Here is a 23,729-nt window from a genome sequence, read left to right on the forward strand (position 1 = left end):
GTTGGTTTTTCTCTTCCATGTCTGCTGTGTTAAAGGTAGTACTCCTAATCCTTTGACACAGTTCATTTTACAGCCTCATTTGCCCTGGATATTGGTGCCTACCCAAAGGGTATCCCCCACTGCATAGGCCTTTTTGTAGGGCGTCAGGCTGAGTGCCTCCTGAAAAATGTGGCTGTATTCGGGCTCCGGGTAATCTTCCTCACACTGGAAACCCATCGCCAAGCAGGCAAAGGCGGGCAACACCCAATTTCTGTACTTGCTCATGAAACGCTGCATACCCTAAATTTAGCTTATCCAAAATAGTATACTACTAATCAATTATCTTCTCACGCCCTTTATAGAAGCCTCCGCAAAAATTCAATTTTCTGCTATGCGCCTATTCCAAGGGTACGTAAAATTTTGATACTGTTACACCGCTCAGCACACCGTAGCCTCCGCTCACGTTACTATATACCTGCGCATACTCTGCAAAGGGGTTATCCTCAGTAAGCCACTGCGCTTCCAGCGTTTTATTAAACAGGTATTCCTCTTTGGATAGCTGCTCTACCTGCACTTCCAGGTACTTTGCTTTTCGCCCCTGCTTCTGGTTTCCGTTGTTGTTGTTGTTGTTGTTGTTGTTGTTATATTCGAAGGCCTCGGGGGTCACCGATATCTTGGAGCTGAAGCCTATGGCGCCGGAGGTGTAGGACTCATCACTGAAAACCTCCCCTAACCGCAGCTTTTCGTCTCTGTCGAAATTTATATCATCCTCAACGGTTCTTGCTTCAGAAAACCCGGCACGGCTGTAGGTACTATCCACCGGGTAAATCCTGACCCGGTAGTAATTCTGCTCTCCTGCCTTGTCATGTATGGTTAGCCGGATGTTCCCCTGTATTTCCCATCCATATTCTCCCCGCTGGCCATCGAAGGCTACTCCTGACACAGCTGCTTCCAGAGGAACGGTAGTGGTTGCCTCTATCGGTTTGTAACCCGGGGCACTGGCACGTATGGTATACCTTGCTCCCGGCGCAGGCACAAAGCCTTTCGTAGCTTCGTAAAAGCCGGGAGCGGGTGGATAATGATAGGCTCCCGGAGAGTAGTTTCCTGTGCTATCCGACCAGTAATAACTGCCGCCTCCAAAGTAGCTCTTGCCGGTGTGGGTATAAATTTCTACCAACTGCCCCGCCTCGTCAAACAGTTCTACCTGGGCATCGGGTATGGCTAACAACTCTTCCGAATCCTCCAGCACCCCCTGGCTTCTGCCCACAAAAAGCTGGGATTCTCGGGTGCTTATGTATAGGAGGGTATCTGGGGTGAGGTTGATTAATGACAGCCGGAGCGACAGCCTTGGCTCATGCGCCGGAATGGGAACATCCTGCTCCATCTCACATCCCAAAAGACTCACCAGCAGCCCAAACAGCAAAGTCGATTTTAAACTATACTTGCCCATACCTAAAATTTAAAGCTTTTGGAGAAAGAAGGAATAATCGGGAACAAGGCCACCTGGCGGTACGTGTTTTTATTGCTGTCGCGGCCCCGGCCGTAATACATGTAAAACGGGTTCTGGCGGCTGTAGGCATTGTACACGCTGATGGTGTTCACGACCTGCCCCCAGCGCTTCTCCTTTGTTTTGCTGAAACCTAAATCCAGGCGGTGATAGGCGCGCATCCGGTAATCGTTGCGGGAGCTGTAGTTGTCCACCATACCGTAGTTGCCAATGGCATAGCGCGACTCAGACAAGGTAACGGCGTTGCCGGTGCCATATACCCAGGTAGAGGAGAAGTTCCAGTTGCGCGGCAACTTGTGGAACAGCACTACTGAGATATCGTGGCGGCGGTCGTAGCGGTACGGGAACTTCTCTCCGTAATTCAGTTCTGCAAACTGCCTGTCGGCCCATGAGAGGGTATAGCCTACCCACCCGCTGGTGTTGCCAACCTTCTTCTGCAGAAAGAACTCAGCACCATAGGCCCATCCTTTGCCGGCCGCCACTTTTGTTTCCCAGTTGCTGCTGGTGGTGGAGGTAAAGTCAGCGCCCTCTTTGTATTCGATGATGCCCTTCATGGTTTTGTAGTAACCTTCCACACTCACCTCGTACTGCCCGCCCAGCAGGGTTTGCGCCGCGCCAATCGCCACCTGACTGGCGCGCTGCGGCTGCACTATTTTGGTGGCAGGCACCCACAGATCGGTGGGCAGGCCGATGCCGCTGTTGGTGAGCAGGTGAATAAACTGGCTGGTTTTGGCATAAGACGCTTTCAGCGCCAACTGGCCGTTCAGGAGGTAGCGCGCCGCCACCCGCGGCTCCAGCGACAGGTAGGACTCTCCATCCACAAAAAAACTGTTGAGCCGCAGCCCCGCGTTTACCTTCAGCTTGTCCGTCAGGCGCACATCATCCTCCATATATACAGCACTTTCCAGAGCAGTTTTTTTGGAGCCGATGTTCAGGTCGCTCAACGCATCGTCACCCACTTCGTCGGTATACTGCACCGCTCCCGGCCTAAACTGGTGCTGCGTGGCTTGCGTGCCGAAGCGGATGTAGTGGTTGGGGTTCGGCAGGTAGTCAAAGTCCGTTTTCAGGCTGAAATCCCGGATGTTGGACAAATACAAAAGGCTGGTATTGGTCCTGTGGGTTTGTTCACCATTGTAGGTGTTCCCGCTTTCATTGTGAATACTGATATCAAACTGATAGCGGCTGTAGGTGGCGGTGGTGTTCAGGAACAGGCGGTTGTTGAGGATGCGGTTCCAGCGCAGGCTCAGCATGTTGTTCCCCCAATCCAAACCTGCCTTCTCATCGCGATAGCCTTCTTCACTCCCATAGCTATAGGTGCTTTCTAAGCGTGAGTGAAACTTGTCGAGGCCGGTGTAGCCGCTCAGGTACAGGCGGTCTTTGGAGGTAATCCGGTAGTTCAGCTTGGCATTGAAATCGTGGAAGAAGTAGCCAACCACACCCTTTTCCTTGTCCATGAAGGGCCTCGCCAGGGCATCGAGGTAGGTGCGCCGGGCCGAAATAATGAAAGAAGCCGTGTCCTTTTTGATGGGCCCCTCCAGCGTCAGCTTGGAGGCAATGAGCCCAATCGATCCCTCTCCGTGAAACTCTTTCATGTTGCCCTCTTTCATGCTGATGTCCAGCACCGAGGAGAGCCTGCCGCCGTAGCGGGCCGGAAAGCCGCCTTTCACCAGCTCGATGTGGTTGAGCGCATCGGCATTGAACACCGAGAAAAAGCCGAACAGGTGGGTGCCGTTATACACCGGAGCCCCATCCATCAGGATCAGGTTCTGATCCGGGCCTCCGCCGCGCACATACATGCCGCTGGCCCCCTCCGTGCCCGACTGCACGCCCGGCAGCAGCTGCAGCGTCTTGATCACGTCGACCTCGCCCAGCAGGGCCGGCACCGCTTTCAGCTGCTCAATCGGCACCGAGACAGTGCTCATGCGGGTGGTTTCCTGTATCTTCTCTTCCTTGGCGGCCACTACCTCCACTGTGGCCAGGCTCGTGCTGGCGCGCAGCAGATAGTCATGCTGCACATCGCCGGTCAGCTTTACCGCATGGCTTACCCGCTGATAGCCTATATAGGAGGCCACGATAAAGGCGGAGTCGGCGCTGGAGAAGGAGAGGCTATAAAAGCCGTAGCTGTTGGTGGTGGTGCCCTGGCCGGAGCGGGTGTCAAACACCGCCGCGCCAATCAGGTTTTCGCCCGTCTGGGCATCGCGGACGTAGCCGCTTACGGTATGGCGCTGGCCAAAGGCGGCGGAGCCAAGGCACAGCAATAGCAGGCAAAGCATGCCCTTGGGCAGGCTGTTCGTATAAGTTTATTTCATGTGGTGATGGCGGCGGTAGTTCTTTACGGAACCAATATACTATATCTCCACAGAATAATTCAACTATTAATATAAAAATATTTCGATACTTCTACTTAAACACAGGCGGCTGCCCTTATGGGGCAGCCGCCTGCAATAATGGTATAATGGTATACGCGGTGCGCTTAGAACGCTAGGTGCAACAGCGCGTCGCCCTGGTTAATCACGGGCATGTTGTTGAGGCCGACCACGTAGCCCCCCACATGGGCGGTCAGCTGCACTTCCATCTCGCCGTAGGGGTCTGTGATGCTGCCGATGTTCTGGTTTTTCTTGATGAACTCGCCCAGCCTGACGTGGCTTCGCCAGAGTCCCGCGTTTCTGGCCCTGATCCAGCTGTCCTTCAGGCAGACGATGCTTTGCTCATGGGGCGGGGTATGGGTGGGCAGCATCCCCAGAAAATGCAGCACGCGGCAGGTGCCCTCTATCCCGACATTTATACCCTTTTCATCAAACCGCAGCGCCTCCCCTGTTTCATACACCAGTATGGACTTGCCCAGCTTGGCGGCCTCCTTGCGAAGCGACCCCTGCCGATACGGTGAGTTCATGATGAAGGGCGCGCCGAAGGCCTTGGCCATTTCCTCGTTCTGGTAATCGGCCAGCACACACCGGATCTGGGGGTAGTTGGCGCGACTGGAGCCCCCGGTATGGAAATCGAGGCCGTAATCTATGTATGGGATCACCTCCTTCATGAAGCGGTGCGCCACGCGGCTGGCCAGCGAGCCGTCGCGGTGGCCCGGAAAGCTGCGGTTCACGTCTTTGCCGTCAGGCACCTCCCTGGAGAAGTTCAGGAAACCGTATATGTTCAGCACAGGCACCGCGATGATGGTCCCCTTCAGGGGGTATAGCATTTTCTTGCTGAGCATGCGCCGGATGATCTCGGTGCCGTTTACCTCGTCGCCGTGCATGCCGGCCATCAGCAGCACCACCGGTCCGTCGTGCACCGACCGGAACACGTAGATCGGAATCTCGATCACGGTGCCGCTCGGCAATTTGCTGATCGCCAGTTTGGTGAGCACCTTCTCGCCCCGGTCTATGCTTCTGCCGTTAATTACAATGGTTTCTGGCATTCGTTCTTACTCTTCTACTCCTTTTCCTTTGATGGGCCTTTTCTGCGCCAGCTTCTCGGTATACTCGATAATCTTGCTGGCGATGTCTGTCTGCGTGGCTTTTTCGATCCCCTCCAGTCCCGGCGAGGAGTTCACCTCCAGGATCAGCGGGCCGCGCTCCGACTGCAGCATGTCTACGCCGGCAATGTCGAGGCCCAGGGATTTGGCGGCCAGCAGCGCGGCGGCTTTCTCCTTGCGCGACAGCTTGATCAGGGAGGCGTTGCCGCCACGGTGCAGGTTAGAGCGGAACTCGCCCTCCTTGCCCTGCCGCTTCATGGCCCCCACCACTTCGCCGTTCACCACAAAGGCGCGGATGTCGGCGCCGCCGGCTTCCTTGATAAACTCCTGCACAATAATGCGGGCCTTCAGGTTATGGAACGCCTCGATCACCGACTCGGCCGCTTTCTTGGTTTCGGCCAGCACTACGCCCAGCCCCTGCGTGCCTTCCAGCAGCTTGATCACCAGCGGCGCGCCGCCCACTTCTTTCACCAGCTCCGCCGTTTGCTTGGAGTAATTGGTGAAGGCTGTCTTGGGCATGCCCAGCCCGGCGCGCGACAGGATCTGGAGGCTGCGCAGCTTGTCGCGGGAGCGGAGGATGGCTTGGGAGCTGACGGCGCTTTTGGCCTTCATCATCTGGAACTGGCGCACCACGGCGGCCCCATAAAACGTGACGGAAGCACCTATGCGCGGTATAACCACGTCAATGTCTGTCAGGCGTTCCCCTTTGTACAGGATGTGGGGGTCGCCCTGCTCCATCACGAGGTCGCAGCGCAAGTGGTCGAGTACCACGACCTCGTGCCCCCGCTGTTGTGCCGCCTCTACCAGCCGTGAGGTCGAGTACAGTTTAGTGTTGCGGGAGAGAATAGCAATCTTCATAAATGCCTTATTGTTTGTGTTTTATATTTGATTTGCGGGCGATGTTTTTTCGGGCCACATCCACCACGAACCTGTTCTTGAGCAGCTTGCGGCCAATCAGCACCGGGTACTTCATGTCGCTGCGGTCGGAGAGCGAGAACTCTGCCTCGATCTCCTCCTCGAAGAACTTGATTTTGGTGCGGATGACATAGCGCTCCTGCACCTCCCCAAAAGAGCTTTTGATTTCGCGAAGCTCATACTCCCTGAATTCCAGCTTCTTGTGGTTATACTGCGGATGCGAGGGGTCCAGCAAATCCAGCGCGATCAGTTTGCTCCCGTCAGGCAGCGTTTCCTCGTGTATGTTGGAGCAATGGATGGCGGAGGTATACGCGCCCGTGTCGATCTTGGCCTCAATCTCCTCAATCCCCAGTTCGGGCAACGACACTAGTTCGCGCCTTCCGATGGTATGCTTCTCTGGCTTCGGACTTTTTTGCTTTCTCACGCGCATATTAATTACGAATTACGAATTACTAATTCCGAATTGTGCTTTGCCTGCAGGAATGGAGCAGCCAGCATACTGATTAGCAGCTTGCGCCGCGACTTAAAATTGCCTACGTCCGGAATCATACCCCCCATTCGTAATTCGGAACTCGTAATTCGTAATTCAATTGTAATTCCATTAAAATTCTATTTGCGGTAGGTGATCCGGTAGATGGCGTCGTTCTTGTCGTCGGACACCAGCATGGAGCCGTCCGGCATCAGGAGCACATCCACGGGGCGGCCCCAATCCTCCTGGCCTTGCAGCCAGCCCTCGGCAAAGGGGGCGTGCGTGGTGTTGCCGTTGGCGTCGGTGGTCACGGTGGCGAGGCTGTAGCCGATCTTCTCGGTGCGGTTCCATGAGCCGTGCTGGGCCATAAAAATCTGGTTCCTGTACTTGGCGGGGAACATCTTGCCGGTATAAAACTTCATACCCAGTGTGCCGCCGTGCGGGTGCAGCTTCTGTACGGGTTTCACAAACTCGCTGCAGTCGCGCATTTTCCCGAACTCCGGGTCGGCCACATCGCCGGCATGGCAATAAGGGTAGCCAAAGTGCTCGCCCTTTTTGGTGGCGCGGTTCAACTCGTCGGGCGGTGTGTCGTCGCCCAAAAGGTCGCGGCCGTTGTCGGTGAAGTACAGGTCCTTGGTTTCGGGGTGCCAGTCGAAGCCCACAGTGTTGCGCACCCCCTCGGCGTATATCTCCATGTTCGATCCGTCCGGGTTCATGCGCGTGATGGTGGCGTAGATCGGTTTCTCTGACTTGCAGATGTTGCAGGGCGCGCCCACCGGCACGTATAACTTATCGTCGGGGCCAAAGGCGATGTACTTCCAGCCGTGGTGCGTATCGCTCGGAAACTGGTCGTTCACCACTTCATACTTGGGCTGGTTCCGGAACGTCTGCTCGATGTTATCGAACCGGATCACGCGGTTTACCTCTGCCACATAGAGACTTCCGTTCCGGACGGCCACGCCGTTGGGCATGGTCAGCCCTGAGGCCACCACCACCACTTCGTCGGCCTTTCCGTCTTTGTTCTCATCCACGATGGCGTATACCTTGTCTTCCTCGCGGGTACCCACGAACAGGATGCCGGACTCGCTCAGCGCCATGGAACGGGCGTTGTCTACGTCTTTGGCATAGTAGTCAATCCGGAAACCGTCCGGCAGCGTTATTCTTTCCAGGTCTTTGTCGATTGGGCCGGTCGGGAAACTGATTTCTGTGTCTTCGGCGGCTTGCTCGTTTTCGGTCTGCCCTGTTTTGGCCGTGTCGCCGGAGGAGCTCTCAGAAGAGCAGCCCATACCCAGCGTGGCACTTGCCAGAACAGCGAGTGCGAAGCGTATTGGTTTTTTCATTGGTAGCGGTTTGTTAAGGTTAATGGGCCAAAGTTGCGCATACTGGCGATAACTAGCAACTGGAATAGCCACGAAGTACTTCGAAAAGATAGGTATACTCTGATGCAGGCACAATGTTTTGGGGCAGGCGCGTCCATACCAGTCCGGGAAAATCGCTAACTGCCATATTATCTGACGGTTATCTTTTCCCGGGACGGTGTTTTTGGTGCAGCAGTTCGGCCACATCCTGCAGCAGGTATGAGTGACCGGCTTTCAGAACAATCAGCTCGCCTTTCTCCAGCGCATCCACAAACACCCCTACCCGCTTCGGTGAGATTACCTCGTCATACTCCCCCAGAAACATGGTCACCTCCACCCCATGCCCGTTCAGCAGCCGCACAATTTTCCGGATGTCGAAGTTCAGCTCCCGGAACCCCACCCAACTGCGGTACACGCGCAGCCGTTTCGGGGTGCTGTCCATTTGGTAGTGGGCAAAGCGCAGCAGACTTTTGTGGACCATGTTATACCTGTCGAGCATACGCAGCAGCCCAAAGAAAAGCGCAGGCTTCACCACGGTGCGCTTGAAGAGCTGTTGCAGCCAGCCGGGGTATGTGGCAATGTTATACCAGAAGCTTGTCTTGATGCCGTCGGGCGCGATCAGGAAAAGCTCGTCGATGCGCCCGGGCATGCGCTCAACCAGCGTCAGGGCAAACTTGCCGCCCATGCTGAACCCCATCAGCGAGAAGCGCTCCAGTTGCTGCTTCTCCAGGAAGTGCTCGATCATCTCCTGCAGCAGTTCTTTTGCGAGCGGCATGCCATGCTTGTCCAAGTGGCTCTGCCCGTGGAAGAAAAGGTCGAAGGCGTAGATGGTATAGTCGTGCCCGAGTGCCCGCGCCATGGGCTCGTAATAGGCGCTGCTCTGCCCATACCCATGAAAGGCAACCAGGGCGCGGCTCCCCTGCCCGATCACGCGGTAGTATAGCTTCGACTTATCTTTGAGGACGAATGGCAAGTTGGATGTTGATTGATGATTGATGGTTACTAATTGTTTATTGATTTAGGTATAATCGTTAGATGCGGGAATAGTTGCCTCTCGAGATTCTATATCCCCCATTTATACCCTGCAAACCCGTTGCGAACAACCATGCAACCAATTAGCAATTAACAACTAACAATCAACCATTAAAGCTTCGACACCCCGCCTGACACGATGAACTTCATCACCTCGCTGCTTGGGGCGTCCAGGTAAACGATATTGCGCTTGGGCACCAGAAAAAGCTCTCCGGAGAAGTTATAGGAGTGCGGAAAGTACACGGCCACCTTATCCTCGATGTTGATGCTCTGCAGCGAGTCCTGGGTAACGAAGCCGAGTTTGTGGTTTTCAGTGTCCTCTGTCATCTTCACCATCACGGGCTGGTTAAACTTCTGGTTGTCTCCCACAAAGGCATCAAACAGGTCTTTTATACTGGAGTAGATGATGCTGATGAGCGGCACCTTGTGCAGGATGCGCTCTGTGGCCACCAGAAACGGCTTCACGAAGAAGGAGGAGCCGATGAAGCCTACCACGGTAAGCAGCACCACCATCAGCAGCAGGCCCAGGCCCGGCACACCCAGGTCAAACATACTATCCAGCCAGTCGATGATGCCCACTACGATAAAAACCGTGATGGCAATAGGGGCGATTATCAGCAGCCCATTGATAAAATACCGGATAAATCTTTTCATTAGACTAAATTCTGAACCTGGCGAAAGAAACGGATAACGCAGTTTTGCTTACAAAAAAGGCCCTGCCGAAGCAAGGCCTAAATGTAGCGAAAATACCAATATAGATTCTTGTTAATGTTTTTATACCGCTGCTCCTTCTATGGCCGCGATGCTGCCTGCCACCTGCTCCATCAGCCACATGGGCGTAGACGTGGCGCCGCAGATCCCCACACTTTCCGCTTGGGCAAACCAGGCTTCCTCCAGTTCGTCTTCATTCTCCACGAAATAGCTGTTGGGGTTGTGCTGCTTGCATACGCTATACAGGGCTTTTCCGTTCGAGCTTTTCTTGCCGCTCACAAACACGATCACATCGTGCTCTGTCGAGAACCGGGCCAGTTGCGGCTCGCGGTTCGACACCTGCCGGCAAATGCTGTCGTTGGCGTCGAACAGGGGCTGGGTGCTGTCCTGGTTTGCCTGCCGGAGGCGCTCCTCTATCAGGCCCTTGATATGGTAAAATCCCTTGGTGCTTTTGGTGGTCTGGCTGAAGAGGGTAACCGGGCGGGTGAAGTCGATCTTGCTCAGGTCTTCCTCCGTGGTCACGATAATGGCCTCGTCGCCGGTCTGGCCCGCCAGCCCGATCACCTCGGCATGCCCCACCTGGCCATACAGCACGATCTGGGCATTGGCGGCCTTCCCGCTGTCGAAGGCGTGCTTCACGCGGTTCTGCAGCTTGAGCACCACCGGGCACGAGGCGTCGATGAGCTCAATGTTGTTCTCCAGCGCCAGCTTATAAGTCTCGGGGGGCTCGCCGTGCGCCCGAATGAGCACTTTGCAGTCGCGGAGCTCCTGTAGCTGCTCCCGGTCGATGATGCGGAGGCCCTTGCGATGGAGGCGCTGCACTTCCATGCTGTTGTGCACAATGTCACCCAGGCAAAAGAGCTCTTCCCCGTTTTCCATCTCGTCCTCGGCCATCTGTATCGCAAACTCTACCCCAAAACAGTAGCCGGAATTCTTGTCTATGCTTACCTTCATGTGCTTGCGCGCTCAGTTTTGTTCTAAAGCCATTTGGTTACTCAGTATATGGGATGCCGCCTTCTCCAGCACAAACTCCACCTGCTCGTCTATGGTCATGTGCGAGGTGTCCAGCAGGTGCGCGTCTTCGGCGCGGCGCAGGGGACTCTCCTGGCGGGTGGAGTCGATGTGGTCGCGCTTCTGCAGGTTCTCTTTTATCTCATCCAGGTTTACCAGCTGCTTCTTCTCCAGCAGCTCATCCTGGCGGCGCCTGGCGCGGGTATCCACGTCGGCGGTCATGAAGATCTTCACCTCCGCGTCGGGGAACACGGCTGTGCCGATGTCGCGGCCGTCCATCACCACGCCGCGCTTGCGGCCCATCTTCTGCTGCTGCGCCACCATGGCATGCCGTACCTCGGGCACCACGCTCACCTCGCTCACCTGGTTGGAGATGTACATCTTGCGTATCTCGTCCTCCACGTTCAGGCCGTTCAGGAAAACCTCGTTCCGGCTGGTCTTCGGGTTATGGTGAAACTCCACCTCGATGTGCCCGAGGGCGTCCCGGATCTCCTTGGGGTTAGTGAGCGACACGTGGTGCTCGAGGAAGTACAGGGTAACGGCGCGGTACATGGCACCGGTGTCTATATAAGCATAACCAAGTTCGGAGGCAACAAGCTTTGCAGTTGTACTTTTACCGCAGGAAGAGTACCCGTCGAGTGCGATTACGATTTTCTTCATAAAGAGAAACTAGAGGCGTATTTTAATTTGAGTCGCAGGGGCAGGGCAGGTTGCCGCGCTTGCTTTTGCGTTTGAGAGAGGCGGTCTTTTTTTGCTGCGGTGTTTTAGCGGTACAGCCTGCCAGGGTGCCCGTCGCCAGAAATCCCGCTAAAATCATATATGTAATTATCTTTCTCAAAACAACTGAATTTAATGCAAATATAAAGTAATTTACCGTTTTTCGCCTAAAAAAGGCAATTTTCAAATCATACCCCCTGTTCGCATGCAGACAGATTATACCTTGAGCGGGCGCATCGTTAGCGTACACACCCAGGAGATATACCCGGGCACGGTTCATGTGTCAAACGGCCGCATTTCTAAAATAGTTCGTGAGGCCACCGAGGCCACCCATTATATTTTACCGGGTTTTGTGGATGCCCACGTGCACATCGAGAGCTCGATGCTGGTGCCCTCCGAGTTTGCACGCCTGGCGGTGCCGCACGGCACCGTGGCCACCGTCTCGGACCCACACGAGATTGGGAACGTGCTCGGGATAAAGGGCGTGGAGTATATGGTGGAAAACGGCAGGAAGGTGCCGTTCAAATTCTACTTCGGCGCTCCGTCCTGTGTTCCGGCCACCCCCTTCGAGACGGCCGGCGCCGAGATAACAGCCGCCGACATCGAGCGGCTTTTTCAGCGCGACGAGATAAAGTACCTGGCCGAGATGATGAACTGGCCCGGCACCCTGCACCGTGACCCGGTGGTGATGGAGAAGATCGCGCTGGCCAGAAAATACGGCAAAGCCGTGGACGGCCACGCCCCCGGCCTGCGCGGCGAGCAGGCAAAGCAGTACGCGGCGGCCGGCATTACCACCGACCACGAGTGCTTCACGGCAGACGAAGCCCTGGACAAGCTGGCCGTCGGGATGAAGATCCTGATCCGGGAGGGCAGCGCCGCCAAAAACTTCGAGGCCCTTATCCCGCTGCTGCCCCAACACTACCGCAGCATCATGTTCTGCTCCGACGACAAGCACCCCGATAACCTCGTGGAAGGCCACATCAACCTGCTGGTAAAACGGGCGCTGGCCAAGGGCAACGACCTGTTCCATGTACTGCAGGCGGCCTGCGTTAACCCCGTGGAGCATTATAAGCTGGAGGTGGGCCTACTGCGCGAAGGCGATGCCGCCGATTTTATACTGGTGGATACCCTGGATGACTTTAACGTGCTGGCTACCTACATCAATGGGCAGCTGGTGGCCGAGCGCGGCACGTCTAAAATCGGGTATACCCAGAGCGAGATCATCAACAACTTCGATACCGACGAGAAAGCCGCCGAGCAGTTTAAGGTAGCCGCCGCCGATGCCACCCGCGTGCGCGTGATCGAGGCCTTTGACGGGCAGCTGATCACCAAAGAGGTATGGGCCGATGCGAAAATCGAGAATGGCTTTATTGAGGCAGACGTGGCGCAGGACGTGCTGAAGCTGGCCGTGGTAAACCGATATGAGAACGCGCTCCCGGCTGTGGCTTTTATCAAGAACGTGGGCCTGAAGGAAGGCGCTATCGCCTCCTCCGTAGGCCACGACTCGCATAACATTATCGCGGCGGGTGTAGACGATGAGAGCATTGCCAGAGCCGTGAACCTGATCATCCAGTCGAAAGGCGGCGTGGCGGCCGTGGGCCTGGGGAGAGAGGAACTGCTGCCGCTGCCAGTGGCGGGCATCATGTCGGCGGAGGACGGGTATGCCGTTGCGGATAAATATGCGGCGATAGACCGGATGAGCAAGCAGATGGGCAGCACGCTGGCCTCCCCTTTCATGACGCTCTCGTTTATGGCGCTACTGGTTATCCCCTCGCTCAAGCTCAGCGACAAAGGCCTCTTCAACGGCGACACGTTTGCGTTCGTGCCAGTAACTGAATGAGTTTAACGTGAACTCTGGAATTACTGTAGTTTAAATAACTCCAAAATGAAGTCTCTAGCCATAGGAATATCCTACTGTCAGAACAAGGCAAAATAATTCCCAGTTTTTCCGGGAGGCACCTTGTAGGTGTTGCGGTGCCGAACGAAGTGAGGCAGCCTGAGCAGAGCGAAGGCAGCTTCAACTACACAGTGCCGAGCGGGAAAACGCGCCCCAGCGGGCGTGGAGCGCAAAGCAAGCTATGAAAACAAGTCGTTTTGAGTTTGAGCCAACTGCTATATTGCCGAGTTAACGTTGAGTTTAGGTATAGCCGCATACAGAACAGGCCCTGCAACATGTTGCAGGGCCTGTTCTGTATAGAAGTGGGTATGATTTATCCTTTGTTTTCGTCCTGGGTAGCCTGGTGCTTCTCGAGCAGGGCGTTCACCTTTTCGATGGTCAGGGGCTTGGTCAGATACTCTGCCTTGTACTTTTTCGAGTTGGCAGTATCCTGCTGATGGGTGGAGGTGGTCAGCACGGCCATGATGATGTTCTTACGGAAGTCAGCATCCAGGCGCTCGTATAGGTCCAGCATCTCAAACCCGTCCATCACCGGCATGTTAATGTCCAGGAAAATAAGCTCTGGCTTAAAATAGTCCTGATTATCTACCTCATAGTTGTTATTGCTAACATTATACAGATAATCGAACGCCTGCTTACCATTCACAAACGTGCGCACATGATCTGTTACCTTCATCCTGTCGAGCAAGCGCTGGTTTAGGAAATTGGTCGTATCGTCGTCGTCAATCAGTAAGACACCTGTTAGCTTCTTCATTTTAAAATCTCTAATCTTAATCCAAGGCACTAGGGTTGCACAGCCGGCAAATCGCCGATCAGCTTCACCTGTATGAAACGGTTGATCGTTAATAATTTATCTGCTTTGTGCTTTCATGCTTCTGGCAGGGATAAGTTGCACTCAGGTATGTTTCGGCCTGTCGTACCAATGCGTTGCAGGATACAAAAGTATATAATATTCACCAATATATAGCAGAATAATTTATATCAAAAAATAGATATACAATGCAAACGCAAATGGGTCTCTATCTGCATGTGGGGCAACCTCCTCAATATTGTAATATAGCCTCATCCGAAGGCCCGGCCATAAACTGCCCGGTAACCCGGATACAATGGGCTTTTAGGCTTAATAGAACATTTTCTGAAATGTGTGTAGCACACCCCCTATACACATACACGAGCAAAGGGGATAAAAAGGTTACCAGACAAAAAGCCCGGGCAATGACTTGCCCGGGCTTTTTGTCTGGTACTGAGTACGCTACGATGAAAAAAAATTAATCTAAATATCCCTGGGCGCGCATCCAGTCGTCGTTATACAGCTTGGCGAGGTAGCGTGAGCCGTGGTCTGGGAGGATCACCACGAGTGTGTCTTCCTCTGTCAGGTTGTGCTCGCGGGCATACTCCAGGGCACCATACACTGCCGACCCGCAGGACCAGCCCACAAACAGCCCTTCCTCTTTGGCCAGCCTTCTAGTCATCACGGCGCCGTCCTTGTCCGTCACCTTGATGAAAGCGTCAATCAGGTCGAAGTTCACGTTCTTGGGCAGGATGTCCTCGCCGATGCCCTCAGTGGCGTAAGGGTATATCTCCTTCTCATCAAAAATGCCCGTTTCCTTGTACTTCTTAAACACAGAGCCATACGTGTCGATGCCCACGGTTAAGATGTCCGGGTTCTGCTCTTTCAGGTATTGCGATATACCGGATACCGTGCCCCCTGTGCCCACGCCCGTCACGAAGTGCGTGATCTTGCCTTCGGTCTGCTCCCAAATCTCGGGGCCGGTGGTCTGGTAGTGCGCCGCCGTGTTCGACATATTGTCGTACTGGTTCGGGTAAAACGAGTTCGGGATCTCCTCGTTCAGGCGCTTGGCCACCGAGTAGTAAGAATCCGGGTGGTCCGGGGCCACGTTGGTCGGGCATACCCTCACCTCGGCGCCCACCGCTTTCAGTATATCAATTTTCTCCTGGCTCTGCTTGTCCGACATCGTGAAGATGCACTTATACCCTTTGGCGATGGCCACCAGGGCCAGCCCCATGCCTGTGTTGCCCGAAGTGCCTTCGATGATGGTGCCGCCCGGCTTCAGGATACCGGCTGCCTCCGCATCCTCTATCATTTTAATGGCCATGCGGTCTTTGATCGAGTTGCCCGGGTTTAGGTACTCTACCTTGGCCAGCACGGTGGCTTTTACGCCTTTGGTCACGTTATTGAGTCTCACCAGCGGGGTGTTGCCGATTGCCTCGGTGATATGGTTCAGGTACTTCATTTGCTTGTTTTTTGGATGTTGATGCAAAGGTAATAATTTAAATGGTTTGCTTGCTGCACAGGGCTTTGGCCGCGGCGGTTGCCTGCCATCGGGCACCAGGGCAGCTGCAACCTGGGCAGTTGTGGCGAAACCTGCCGACCCTTGGCTTCCCTCCTTAAACAACAGCGGCACAGGCACAAGTTGTTCCGCCGCGCGGGAGGGTCAGCCTCCTGATTAGGGCCAACTATTTTTTGCACCGGCCATAAAAAAGCCTATTTTTGCACAAGCTTATAGTTCGACCGTCAATACACAAACTAAACAGGATACACATGAGTGTTTTAGTAAATAAAGATTCTAAAGTGATCGTGCAGGGCTTCACAGGCTCGGAAGGTTCTTTCCACGCATCTCAGATGATTGAGTACGGCACTAACGTAGTGGGTGGCGTAACACCAGGCAAGGGCGGCAACAACCACCTGGACCTTCCGGTATACAACACCGTAGAAGAGGCGGTGCAGCGGACAGGTGCCGATGTGTCGATCATCTTCGTGCCCCCGGCTTTTGCCGCCGACGCGATCATGGAAGCTGCTGACGCTGGTATCAAAGTGATTGTGGCTATCACAGAGGGCATCCCGGTGAAAGACATGGTGGCCGCCAAGAACTACCTCAAAGGAAAAGACATCACCCTGATCGGCCCGAACTGCCCGGGTGTGATTACGCCAGGCGAGGCGAAAGTGGGCATCATGCCGGGTTTCGTGTTCAAGCCGGGCCGTATTGGTATCGTGTCTAAGTCGGGCACCCTGACGTATGAGGCTGCTGACCAGATCGTGAAGGCTGGTTTGGGCATCTCTACGGCAATCGGTATCGGCGGCGACCCAATCATCGGCACACCAACCAAAGACGCGGTGCAGCTGCTGATGGAAGACCCGGAGACAGATGCGATTGTGATGATCGGTGAGATTGGCGGTAACTACGAGGCTATGGCCTCTAAGTACATCAGCGAGACTGGCAACAAAAAGCCGGTGGTAGGTTTCATCGCTGGCCAGACAGCCCCGGCAGGTCGCCGCATGGGCCACGCAGGCGCTATCGTGGGTGGTGCAGAAGATACTGCCGCCGCTAAAATGCAGATCATGCGCGAAAACGGTATCCGTGTGGTGGAGTCTCCGGCCGAAATCGGCGACGAGATGGTAAAGGCACTTCAGGAAGCTGGCATCAACGCATAATATCCATACTGGCAGGCTTAATTGCCTGTGCGTTACAAAAAGGCTGCCCTCCGGGGTGGCCTTTTTTCTTATACCCCTCCCCCGCTTCCTGTAACCGCTCCGCTGTATCGCCGTTGTTCTTTAATACTTTCATACCTCATCAAAAGTATAGACAAAACATATATGGCTGAACAACAGCAACATTTCGACAGCATTATTATCGGAGCGGGCCAAGGCGGAATCCCACTCGCCAAAGATCTGGCGGGCGCAGGCGAAAAAGTAGCCATTGTAGAGCAGGAGCATGTGGGCGGCTCCTGCGTTAACTACGGCTGCACCCCCACCAAAACCCTGATCGCGAGCGCTCATGCCGCACATGCCGCCCGGGAGGCCGGAGAATACGGCGTGGATGTGCCGGATGTGCATGTGGACATGCGCCGGGTGAAGCAGCGCCGGGATGAGATCGTCCTGACATCCAGGGAGAACAACGTGCAGGGCCTCGAAAACTCCGCCGTAAAACTGGTTCGCGGCTCCGCTTCGTTTCTCGGCCAGAAGACCCTGCAGATAGCGGCAGCAGATGGCAGCACGCACACCCTCACCGCCGACAGGATCATCATCAACACCGGCACCACGCCCCGCGTGCCCGACCTCGCCGGGCTGGAGGGTATAGACTTCCTCAACTACAAAACCATCCAGAACCTGACGCACGTGCCCGAGCACCTGATTGTGCTGGGCGGGGGGTATATCGGGCTAGAGTTCGGGCAGATGTTCCGGAGGTTTGGCAGCAACGTGACCCTTGTGCAGCACAGCGACCAGTTGTTGACCCGGGAGGATGAAGACGTAGCCGACGAAATGAAGCAGATGCTGGAAAACGACGGTATCCGGGTGATGCTTAGCGCCCAACCCCGGCAGGTAAGCAAGCAAGACGAGGGTATAACTCTCACTGTAAAAGCCAAAGACGGCACTGAGGAGAAAATCAGCGGGAGCCACCTGCTGGTGGCCATTGGCGTGAAGGCCAATACCGATGGGCTTACTTTAGCCAACGCGGGCATCGAAACAGATAAGAAAGGGAACATCAAAACCGATAAGCACCTCCGGACAAATGTGGAGGGGGTATATGCCATCGGCGATGTGAAAGGCGGCCCGCAGTTTACGCACATCTCCTACGATGATTACCGCATCCTCCGCGACAGTTTCCTGCACGACAGGCACCGCTCCACCGACGAACGCCCCATACCCTACTGCGTCTTCACGGAGCCACAGTTGGGGCGCGTGGGACTTACCGAACAGGAGGCGCATGCGCAGAAGCTCCCGTACAAGGTGGCCAAAATTCCCATGTCTAAAGTGGCGCGGGGCATCGAAACCGGTAACACGCAGGGCTTTATGAAGGTGCTTGTAAATCAGGAAACAGAAGAGATACTGGGGGCCGCGATACTGGCAGCAGAGGGTGGCGAACTGATGACGGCGCTGCAGATTGCCATGATGGGCAAGCTAAGCTACAAGCAGCTGAAGGAAGGTGTGTTTGCGCACCCCACTTACCTCGAGGCGCTAAACAACCTGTTCACGAAAATGGACAGCAGCGACGGGTAAAAGGTAAACATGGATATAGCTGCTCACTGCTCATTCGGACTTCCCAGTCCGAATGCTTTCTGCCGGGGATTTCCTAATCCCCGTTTACGGAACAACGCGGATTAGGAAATCCGCTTCAGGAAAAGTTCCGGATTAATAAATCCGAAACAGCCGCACTACCCTATGTATAGCCAGGCAGCTACACCCCAAAAACCAGCACGTTATATATAAACCCAAGTGTTTTAGACCACCGGCACTACCTGGTCCTTTTTCCTGTTTCTGATCTGCTCAGGTATGGCGGCTATGATTTCTTTCCGTAGTGCCTCAATCAGCTTTTTCTTCAAAAAGCTCCGGTGCACGGCAAGGCTTACCTCGCGCAAGGGCTGCGGCGCTTCGAAGGGGCGCACCAGCAGGCGCTTCTCCTCGGGCAACTCCAGCACCGACAGCTCGGGCAGCAGCGTGAGGCCGTGCTGTGTCTCCACAATGCGCTTCAGTGTCTCGAGCGAGCCGCTTTTATAGTCGAAGTGCCCTTTGTCGCCGGACCCGCCGCTATACCCGCCCCGGTTGCAGATGTTCAGTACCTGGCTGCTGAAACAGTGGCCCTCGTTCAGTACCCACAGCGCATCCAGGTCCAGTTGGCTGGGGTGTATGGTCTCAGCGTTTGCCAAAGCGTGCGACGGATTTATATATGCCACGAAGGCTTCGTAAAACAGCGGAAGCTCTTTTATTGACTTGTTCTCGAGCGGTGTCACCAGCAGCCCCACGTCCAGCTGCTCATGGTTCAGGTATTCCACAATCTGGTCGGTCAGCAGTTCCTGCACCACCACCCTCACATCGGTGTAACGCTGCATAAAGCCCGTGATGAACAAAGGAATTAGGTAGGGGGCCAATGTCGGGATAACACCGATCCGCAGCTCGCCGCTCAGCTTCTGCTTTTGGTCCTGCACGATTTCCTGCACCTTCTTCGCCTCGGCCAGCACTACCCGCGCCTGAGCGATGATGTCCTTGCCCAATTCTGTGGGACGCACCGGCACCCGGCTGCGGTCAAAAACCTGCACGCCCATCTCCTCCTCCAGCTTCTGTAACTGCATGCTCAAGGTGGGCTGCGTCACGAAACAGTGTTCTGCGGCCGTGGCAAAATGGCGGTAGGTGTCTACGGCCACCACATATTCTAACTGTACAAGTGTCATTTCTCTGGTGACTGTGCGTATGATAATCAGGCGAAAGCCATTGCTGCTATTTTCTCCTCAACCTCAAAGTTATCAAATAGAATCAGTTTATATAAACATAAATTTTATCAATCTGATTTATATATATATGTCATAGTGATATTTGTACAGCCAACTTAATTAAACAGAGAAGTAACTATGGAAAAGCTAACGAACATCGGACTTCAGAAAGCTGATAGCCAGCAGGTGGCAGAAAAACTGAACGAGCTGCTGGCCAACTACCATTTATACTATCAAAACCTGCGCGGCTTCCATTGGAATATCAAGGGGATACATTTTTTCCAGCTGCACGCCAAGTTTGAGGAGCTGTACACCGCGGCCCTCACCCAGATCGACGTGATTGCGGAGCGAATTCTCACGATCGGGCAACAGCCACTTCATACCTTTTCAGACTACCTGCGTGTCTCCCGGATCCAGGAGGCTGGGAACCTGAGCGCAGACAAAGAAACCGTAAACGTAACACATCAGAACCTAAGCACCCTGCTCGACTTGGAGCGCGAGATTCTGCGCCTCGCCGCCGAGACAGGCGATGAGGGCACGGTGGGTCTGATCAGTGAGGATATCAACGAAAACGAGAAAACCCTTTGGATGCTGAATGCCTTCCTGAGCTAAGAAAACAAGTAGTAAATAAGCTACAACCTAAAAGCACCTGCACACGCTGTGGGTGCTTTTTTATGAGCTAACTCCGCTTTCGGGGTATAGAAACAGGTAATCGTAATGCACGAGCGGCTTCTGGTTTTTTTGCCCGATGCGCTCCTGTGCTTTGTCTGAGCCATACTCTGCGATGCCAAGCCCCAGCAGTGCCTCGTTCTCATCCAGCAGCTTCACCACATCGCCCTTCAGAAACTCCCCGCTGACGCCGGTTACCCCGACAGGCAGCAGGCTGCTGGCTTTGGAGGAGAACAGCGCTTCCTTTGCTCCCTGGTTTATCCGCACGATGCCTTTGGCGTAATTCTCGTTGTGCGCCAGCCATTTCTTTTTGCCGGAGGCCGCCTGCTTGGGTATAAAGCGGGTGTTCACAACCGATTCTTCCAGCAGCCGCGGCAGTATGTTCTCGGTTTTGCCATTGGCAATGTGCACGGCTATACCCAACTGCGCCACCCTGCGCGCCATGTGGCTCTTGGTCAGCATGCCGCCCCGGCCAAACTGCGATCGCTGCGTGGTAATGAACGAGGAAAGCCCGGTGGCGGCGTGGTCAATCTCCTGGATCACCTCTGAACCGGCGTCTTTCGGGTTACCGTTGTAGATGCCGTCCACGTTGGACAGGATGATCAGGCCATCGGCATCCAGCATCGAGGCGACCAGCCCTGCGAGCTCATCGTTGTCGGTAAACATCAGCTCTGTTACCGATACCACGTCGTTCTCGTTTATCACCGGGATAATATCATGCTGGAGCAGCATCCGGAAGCAGTTTTTCATGTTCTGGTAGTGCAGCCGGTCGCGGAAGTCCTCTTTCGTGACCAGCACCTGGGCGCAGGCAAGCCCATGCCTGCCGAACAGCTCCGAGTAGGTGTTGATGAGCTTTACCTGGCCGACCGCCGCCAGCAATTGTCGGCTTGCCACCGCATCAGCCTTCTCCGACACCTGCACCAGGCTCCTCCCCGACGCCACCGCCCCGGAAGACACCAGGATGACCTCTTTCCCTTGTTTCTTTATTCCAGCAATCTGATCTACCAGGTGCTCGATCCGGGCCAGGTCTGGCATGCCGTTATCCAGCGTCAGCACATTAGACCCTATCTTAATTATGATTCTTTTATAGGCTAAGGCCATACAGTGTTACTTCGTTAACCAAACCCAATTTAAGGGTAAAATTTTAAATCAAAGGTAATTTAAAGAGCAATTATAAAAGGGATTAAAGCGCAAGGCGCGCTAAGCACTCGACCAGTTTAATCACTAGAATTAGTGTTTGTTTTTATATGAATAGAAAAGTCTTTTATGCCTCATTTCTAATTCTTAATTTCTAATTATTAATTTTGCGAAGCACATAGAGGTATAAAACAAAGCCGCCTGCCACAAATTGCAGCAGGCGACTTCACCTTAATTTATATATCAGATTCTACTTGGCGTAGCTGATGGCGCGCATTTCCCGGATAACCGTGATCTTGATCTGGCCCGGGTACTGCATTTCTTTTTCTATCTTCTGCGAGATGTCGTACGACAGCTGCGATGCTTTTTCATCGGATACGTTGTCGGCATCCACCATCACGCGCAGCTCGCGGCCAGCCTGTATGGCGTAGCACTGGTTCACACCTTCAAACGAAATTGCCGTTTCTTCCAGCTCCTTCAGACGCTTGATGTATGACTCCATGATCTCCCGGCGTGCGCCTGGTCTTGAGCCAGAGATCGCATCGCAGGCCTGCACCAGCGGCGATACCATGGCGGTCATTTCCACCTCGTCGTGGTGGGCACCGATGGCGTTGCATACGTCCGGATGCTCTTTGTATTTCTTGGCCAGCTCCATACCGATAATGGCGTGCGGAAGTTCCGGCTCATCCGGCGTTACCTTGCCAATATCGTGCAACAGACCGGCGCGTTTCGCGTGCTTCACGTTCAGGCCAAGCTCTGCCGCCATCGTGGCACAAAGGTTAGCTACCTCGCGTGAGTGCTGCAGCAGGTTCTGGCCGTAAGACGAGCGGAAACGCATGCGGCCCACCATCTTGATCAGTTCCGGGTGCAATCCGTGAATCCCGAGGTCGATGGCGGTGCGCTCACCGATCTCCACAATCTCCTCATCAATGTTTTTGCGGGTTTTGGCTACCACCTCCTCAATGCGGGCCGGGTGGATACGGCCGTCAGCCACCAGGCGGTGCAACGACAGACGCGCAATCTCGCGGCGAACCGGGTCGAAACCAGAGATAATGATCGCCTCCGGCGTGTCATCCACAATGATCTCCACACCTGTGGCAGCCTCTAACGCACGAATATTACGTCCTTCACGACCGATGATCTTTCCTTTGATATCGTCGCTCTCGATGTTGAACACCGATACACAGTTCTCGATGGCGTGCTCTGCGGCGGTGCGCTGGATCGTTTCAATCACGATCTTCTTCGCCTCTTTGGTAGCCGTCAGTTTGGCTCCCGCCACGATGTCTTTGATATGGGAGGATGCCTGTGTCTGCGCCTCGCTTTTAAGGGCCTCCACCAGTTGCTCGCGTGCCTCAGAGGCCGTCAAGCCTGCTATGCGCTCCAGTTGGCCCACAATCTCGTTGTGCTTGGTCTCTACCTCCTCCTTGCGCTTTTTCAACTGCTCCTGCTGGATGCTCAGGTGCTCTTTCTCTTTGTCGAGTTGGGCGTTCAGGCCGTCTTTCTCTTTCTGCAGCTCGGCCTCCAGGCGCTTGGCCTGCTCAATCTGCTTGTTGGCCAGTTGCTCGCGCTGCTTTACCTTGTTCTCGTTCTGGATGATGATGGTCTTCTTCTTGTTCGTATCCTCGTCGAAGTCAGACTTCATCTTCAGGTATTTCTCCTTGGCTTCAAGAATACGGTCTTTCTTGAGGCTGTCGGCATTCAGCTCGGCTTCGCGGATGATGCTCTTGGCACGTTGGCGGGCGTCTTCTTCCTGCTGCTTATAGACTTTTTGCAGCAGCGAACGGCCAATGTACACGCCTATGGCAAGCGCTACGAGGGCCGTTAACAAAATATAAAGGATGTCGGGCATAACTATTAGCTTTTATTGATGAATAAAAACACCTAGCAGTGCCTGCAAAAGACGGGTATGGCTGGTAGCCCTAACGAAAAACGTGTTCAGCCTGCGTGGCGCGTGGGCCTACTTCAGGTTTACTGATGATAAGATATCTTCCAGAACAGAAAGCTGTTGGCCAATGTCCGTGCCGTGAGAGTCTTTCTCCTCCTCCAGCTTCACCTTGTCCACCATGGTCTCAAAAGCGACCAGGGCCAAAAGATCCTGCTTGTCCTGCAGGCCGAACTGATCCTTGAAAAAGCGCAGGCGCTCGTTCAGAATCTTTCCAACAACCCTTATTCTTTCTTCTTCCTCTTCCTTCACCCGCATCGGATACTCGCGTTCCGCGATGCGAATCTTGATCGACAATTCACCCATCCGTTGCGTTTTTTAAGGGTTATGCTTTCTCAGGTGCCTTCATAGTCGTGGGGTGCTGAACACCCCTTACATGCTGTTGCTTAGTCCTGTAGATAAGCGATACACTTATCAATTTCTCTGATATATTCGTTTAGCTTGAGCTTTAACTCCGTCGAATTTGCAGGGTTTCCTGCTATCGTGTCTACAATTTTAACGATATTCTCCTGATTTTGAAAATTTTTTATTTGCTGGTCTTTTTCATTGACCAGCCCCTCCAGGAATTCTATTTCCTCGTGGGCAGCCGCCAGCTTCTGCTGCACATCGGTGTAGCGGGCCACGAGCTTGCGCACCCTGTCTTCTATGTGCCGGAGTTGTTGTAACTGCTTTTCCTTAGCCATAA

Annotated in this window: 23 protein-coding genes and 1 pseudogene; 4 read left to right on the forward strand and 20 right to left on the reverse strand. The window is 54.3% G+C overall.

The features are described from left to right. Positions 1-75: 75 nt before the first annotated feature. The 12 genes from MKJ04_RS20645 to MKJ04_RS22820 form a co-directional block, all read right to left on the reverse strand. On the reverse strand, positions 76-264 hold the full coding sequence (locus tag MKJ04_RS20645; protein ID WP_241643793.1) for a hypothetical protein: 189 nt from the start codon (positions 262-264) through the stop codon (positions 76-78). Between the two features lie 112 nt (positions 265-376). Beyond that, positions 377-1,429, reverse strand: coding sequence for a DUF4249 domain-containing protein (locus MKJ04_RS20650; RefSeq protein ID WP_241643794.1), 1,053 nt, complete (start codon positions 1,427-1,429; stop codon positions 377-379). 2 nt (positions 1,430-1,431) lie between these two features. Beyond that, positions 1,432-3,759 (reverse strand): TonB-dependent receptor, encoded by a 2,328-nt coding sequence (locus MKJ04_RS20655; RefSeq protein WP_241643795.1) that lies wholly within the window; start codon positions 3,757-3,759, stop codon positions 1,432-1,434. Positions 3,760-3,959: 200 nt separating this feature from the next. Further along, a complete protein-coding gene (locus MKJ04_RS20660) occupies positions 3,960-4,901 on the reverse strand; it encodes a succinylglutamate desuccinylase/aspartoacylase family protein (RefSeq protein ID WP_241643796.1) in 942 nt (313 codons plus the stop codon). 6 nt (positions 4,902-4,907) lie between these two features. Then, positions 4,908-5,816: a 30S ribosomal protein S6--L-glutamate ligase gene (gene rimK / locus MKJ04_RS20665; protein WP_241643797.1), complete on the reverse strand. Its 909-nt coding sequence runs from the start codon at positions 5,814-5,816 to the stop codon at positions 4,908-4,910. A 7-nt stretch (positions 5,817-5,823) separates the two neighbouring features. Then, entirely contained in the window at positions 5,824-6,303 is a 480-nt protein-coding gene (locus MKJ04_RS20670; RefSeq protein WP_241643798.1) for an ATP-dependent zinc protease, read from the reverse strand. A 179-nt stretch (positions 6,304-6,482) separates the two neighbouring features. Beyond that, positions 6,483-7,682 carry a PQQ-dependent sugar dehydrogenase gene (locus tag MKJ04_RS20675; RefSeq protein ID WP_241643799.1) on the reverse strand — a complete coding sequence of 400 codons (1,200 nt, stop codon included), beginning with the start codon at positions 7,680-7,682 and terminating at the stop codon, positions 6,483-6,485. A 178-nt stretch (positions 7,683-7,860) separates the two neighbouring features. Next, positions 7,861-8,673, reverse strand: a complete 813-nt coding sequence (locus MKJ04_RS20680; protein ID WP_241643800.1) for an alpha/beta fold hydrolase — start codon at positions 8,671-8,673, stop codon at positions 7,861-7,863. 170 nt (positions 8,674-8,843) lie between these two features. Next, positions 8,844-9,386, reverse strand: coding sequence for a DUF502 domain-containing protein (locus tag MKJ04_RS20685; protein WP_241643801.1), 543 nt, complete (start codon positions 9,384-9,386; stop codon positions 8,844-8,846). Positions 9,387-9,506: 120 nt separating this feature from the next. Then, positions 9,507-10,397 (reverse strand): 4-hydroxy-3-methylbut-2-enyl diphosphate reductase, encoded by an 891-nt coding sequence (locus tag MKJ04_RS20690; RefSeq protein WP_241643802.1) that lies wholly within the window; start codon positions 10,395-10,397, stop codon positions 9,507-9,509. A gap of 12 nt (positions 10,398-10,409) precedes the next feature. Then, entirely contained in the window at positions 10,410-11,114 is a 705-nt protein-coding gene (gene cmk / locus MKJ04_RS20695) for a (d)CMP kinase (RefSeq protein WP_241643803.1), read from the reverse strand. Between the two features lie 22 nt (positions 11,115-11,136). Then, on the reverse strand, positions 11,137-11,271 hold the full coding sequence (locus tag MKJ04_RS22820; RefSeq protein ID WP_262918111.1) for a hypothetical protein: 135 nt from the start codon (positions 11,269-11,271) through the stop codon (positions 11,137-11,139). Positions 11,272-11,376: 105 nt separating this feature from the next. On the opposite strand from MKJ04_RS22820, the gene ade reads away from it, so the two are divergent. Further along, entirely contained in the window at positions 11,377-13,011 is a 1,635-nt protein-coding gene (gene ade / locus MKJ04_RS20700; RefSeq protein WP_241643804.1) for an adenine deaminase, read from the forward strand. 370 nt (positions 13,012-13,381) lie between these two features. On the opposite strand, the gene MKJ04_RS20705 is transcribed toward ade, so the two are convergent. Both MKJ04_RS20705 and MKJ04_RS20710 read right to left on the reverse strand, forming a co-directional pair. Beyond that, positions 13,382-13,822 (reverse strand): response regulator, encoded by a 441-nt coding sequence (locus tag MKJ04_RS20705; protein WP_241643805.1) that lies wholly within the window; start codon positions 13,820-13,822, stop codon positions 13,382-13,384. 517 nt (positions 13,823-14,339) lie between these two features. Next, positions 14,340-15,323: pseudogene (locus MKJ04_RS20710) on the reverse strand (PLP-dependent cysteine synthase family protein); the annotation flags it as partial. Positions 15,324-15,631: 308 nt separating this feature from the next. On the opposite strand from MKJ04_RS20710, the gene sucD reads away from it, so the two are divergent. Beyond that, positions 15,632-16,522, forward strand: a complete 891-nt coding sequence (sucD, locus tag MKJ04_RS20715) for a succinate--CoA ligase subunit alpha (protein WP_241643806.1) — start codon at positions 15,632-15,634, stop codon at positions 16,520-16,522. Here sucD and MKJ04_RS20720 read toward each other — a convergent pair. Next, positions 16,512-16,655 carry a hypothetical protein gene (locus tag MKJ04_RS20720; RefSeq protein WP_241643807.1) on the reverse strand — a complete coding sequence of 48 codons (144 nt, stop codon included), beginning with the start codon at positions 16,653-16,655 and terminating at the stop codon, positions 16,512-16,514. The two genes, sucD and MKJ04_RS20720, sit on opposite strands and share 11 nt — an antisense overlap. A 29-nt stretch (positions 16,656-16,684) precedes the next feature. Between MKJ04_RS20720 and MKJ04_RS20725 the strand changes: the two genes are divergently transcribed. Next, on the forward strand, positions 16,685-18,088 hold the full coding sequence (locus MKJ04_RS20725; protein WP_241643808.1) for a mercuric reductase: 1,404 nt from the start codon (positions 16,685-16,687) through the stop codon (positions 18,086-18,088). Between the two features lie 221 nt (positions 18,089-18,309). Here the strand turns inward: MKJ04_RS20725 and MKJ04_RS20730 are convergent, their stop codons facing one another. Next, a complete protein-coding gene (locus tag MKJ04_RS20730) occupies positions 18,310-19,257 on the reverse strand; it encodes a hydrogen peroxide-inducible genes activator (protein WP_241643809.1) in 948 nt (315 codons plus the stop codon). Positions 19,258-19,434: 177 nt separating this feature from the next. Here MKJ04_RS20730 and MKJ04_RS20735 point away from each other — a divergent pair, with 177 nt between their 5' ends. Further along, the gene (locus tag MKJ04_RS20735) at positions 19,435-19,908 is read left to right on the forward strand and encodes a Dps family protein (protein ID WP_241643810.1); all 474 of its coding nucleotides are present in this window, start codon (positions 19,435-19,437) and stop codon (positions 19,906-19,908) included. Positions 19,909-19,968: 60 nt separating this feature from the next. On the opposite strand, the gene proB is transcribed toward MKJ04_RS20735, so the two are convergent. The 4 genes from proB to MKJ04_RS20755 all read right to left on the reverse strand — a co-directional run bounded on the left by proB (position 19,969) and on the right by MKJ04_RS20755 (position 23,727). After that, positions 19,969-21,066 (reverse strand): glutamate 5-kinase, encoded by a 1,098-nt coding sequence (gene proB / locus MKJ04_RS20740; protein ID WP_241643811.1) that lies wholly within the window; start codon positions 21,064-21,066, stop codon positions 19,969-19,971. Positions 21,067-21,352: 286 nt separating this feature from the next. Next, a complete protein-coding gene (rny, locus tag MKJ04_RS20745) occupies positions 21,353-22,951 on the reverse strand; it encodes a ribonuclease Y (RefSeq protein ID WP_241643812.1) in 1,599 nt (532 codons plus the stop codon). 108 nt (positions 22,952-23,059) lie between these two features. Beyond that, positions 23,060-23,350 carry a cell division protein ZapA gene (locus MKJ04_RS20750; RefSeq protein WP_241643814.1) on the reverse strand — a complete coding sequence of 97 codons (291 nt, stop codon included), beginning with the start codon at positions 23,348-23,350 and terminating at the stop codon, positions 23,060-23,062. 80 nt (positions 23,351-23,430) lie between these two features. Beyond that, on the reverse strand, positions 23,431-23,727 hold the full coding sequence (locus MKJ04_RS20755; RefSeq protein ID WP_241643816.1) for a hypothetical protein: 297 nt from the start codon (positions 23,725-23,727) through the stop codon (positions 23,431-23,433). Positions 23,728-23,729 lie beyond the last annotated feature (2 nt).

This window comes from Pontibacter sp. E15-1 (genome assembly GCF_022601975.1).
Lineage (GTDB): Bacteria > Bacteroidota > Bacteroidia > Cytophagales > Hymenobacteraceae > Pontibacter.

Excerpts from the sequence above, each read along its gene's own strand:
- MKJ04_RS20645 (WP_241643793.1), bottom strand. The coding sequence starts at position 264 with ATGAGCAAGTACAGAAATTGGGTGTTGCCCGCCTTTGCCTGCTTGGCG.
- MKJ04_RS20650 (WP_241643794.1), bottom strand. The coding sequence starts at position 1,429 with ATGGGCAAGTATAGTTTAAAATCGACTTTGCTGTTTGGGCTGCTGGTG.
- MKJ04_RS20655 (WP_241643795.1), bottom strand. The coding sequence starts at position 3,759 with ATGCTTTGCCTGCTATTGCTGTGCCTTGGCTCCGCCGCCTTTGGCCAG.
- MKJ04_RS20660 (WP_241643796.1), bottom strand. The coding sequence starts at position 4,901 with ATGCCAGAAACCATTGTAATTAACGGCAGAAGCATAGACCGGGGCGAG.
- rimK (WP_241643797.1), bottom strand. The coding sequence starts at position 5,816 with ATGAAGATTGCTATTCTCTCCCGCAACACTAAACTGTACTCGACCTCA.
- MKJ04_RS20670 (WP_241643798.1), bottom strand. The coding sequence starts at position 6,303 with ATGCGCGTGAGAAAGCAAAAAAGTCCGAAGCCAGAGAAGCATACCATC.
- MKJ04_RS20675 (WP_241643799.1), bottom strand. The coding sequence starts at position 7,682 with ATGAAAAAACCAATACGCTTCGCACTCGCTGTTCTGGCAAGTGCCACG.
- MKJ04_RS20685 (WP_241643801.1), bottom strand. The coding sequence starts at position 9,386 with ATGAAAAGATTTATCCGGTATTTTATCAATGGGCTGCTGATAATCGCC.
- MKJ04_RS20690 (WP_241643802.1), bottom strand. The coding sequence starts at position 10,397 with ATGAAGGTAAGCATAGACAAGAATTCCGGCTACTGTTTTGGGGTAGAG.
- cmk (WP_241643803.1), bottom strand. The coding sequence starts at position 11,114 with ATGAAGAAAATCGTAATCGCACTCGACGGGTACTCTTCCTGCGGTAAA.
- MKJ04_RS22820 (WP_262918111.1), bottom strand. The coding sequence starts at position 11,271 with ATGATTTTAGCGGGATTTCTGGCGACGGGCACCCTGGCAGGCTGTACC.
- ade (WP_241643804.1), top strand. The coding sequence starts at position 11,377 with ATGCAGACAGATTATACCTTGAGCGGGCGCATCGTTAGCGTACACACC.
- MKJ04_RS20705 (WP_241643805.1), bottom strand. The coding sequence starts at position 13,822 with ATGAAGAAGCTAACAGGTGTCTTACTGATTGACGACGACGATACGACC.
- sucD (WP_241643806.1), top strand. The coding sequence starts at position 15,632 with ATGAGTGTTTTAGTAAATAAAGATTCTAAAGTGATCGTGCAGGGCTTC.
- MKJ04_RS20720 (WP_241643807.1), bottom strand. The coding sequence starts at position 16,655 with ATGAAAGTATTAAAGAACAACGGCGATACAGCGGAGCGGTTACAGGAA.
- MKJ04_RS20725 (WP_241643808.1), top strand. The coding sequence starts at position 16,685 with ATGGCTGAACAACAGCAACATTTCGACAGCATTATTATCGGAGCGGGC.
- MKJ04_RS20730 (WP_241643809.1), bottom strand. The coding sequence starts at position 19,257 with ATGACACTTGTACAGTTAGAATATGTGGTGGCCGTAGACACCTACCGC.
- MKJ04_RS20735 (WP_241643810.1), top strand. The coding sequence starts at position 19,435 with ATGGAAAAGCTAACGAACATCGGACTTCAGAAAGCTGATAGCCAGCAG.
- proB (WP_241643811.1), bottom strand. The coding sequence starts at position 21,066 with ATGGCCTTAGCCTATAAAAGAATCATAATTAAGATAGGGTCTAATGTG.
- rny (WP_241643812.1), bottom strand. The coding sequence starts at position 22,951 with ATGCCCGACATCCTTTATATTTTGTTAACGGCCCTCGTAGCGCTTGCC.
- MKJ04_RS20750 (WP_241643814.1), bottom strand. The coding sequence starts at position 23,350 with ATGGGTGAATTGTCGATCAAGATTCGCATCGCGGAACGCGAGTATCCG.
- MKJ04_RS20755 (WP_241643816.1), bottom strand. The coding sequence starts at position 23,727 with ATGGCTAAGGAAAAGCAGTTACAACAACTCCGGCACATAGAAGACAGG.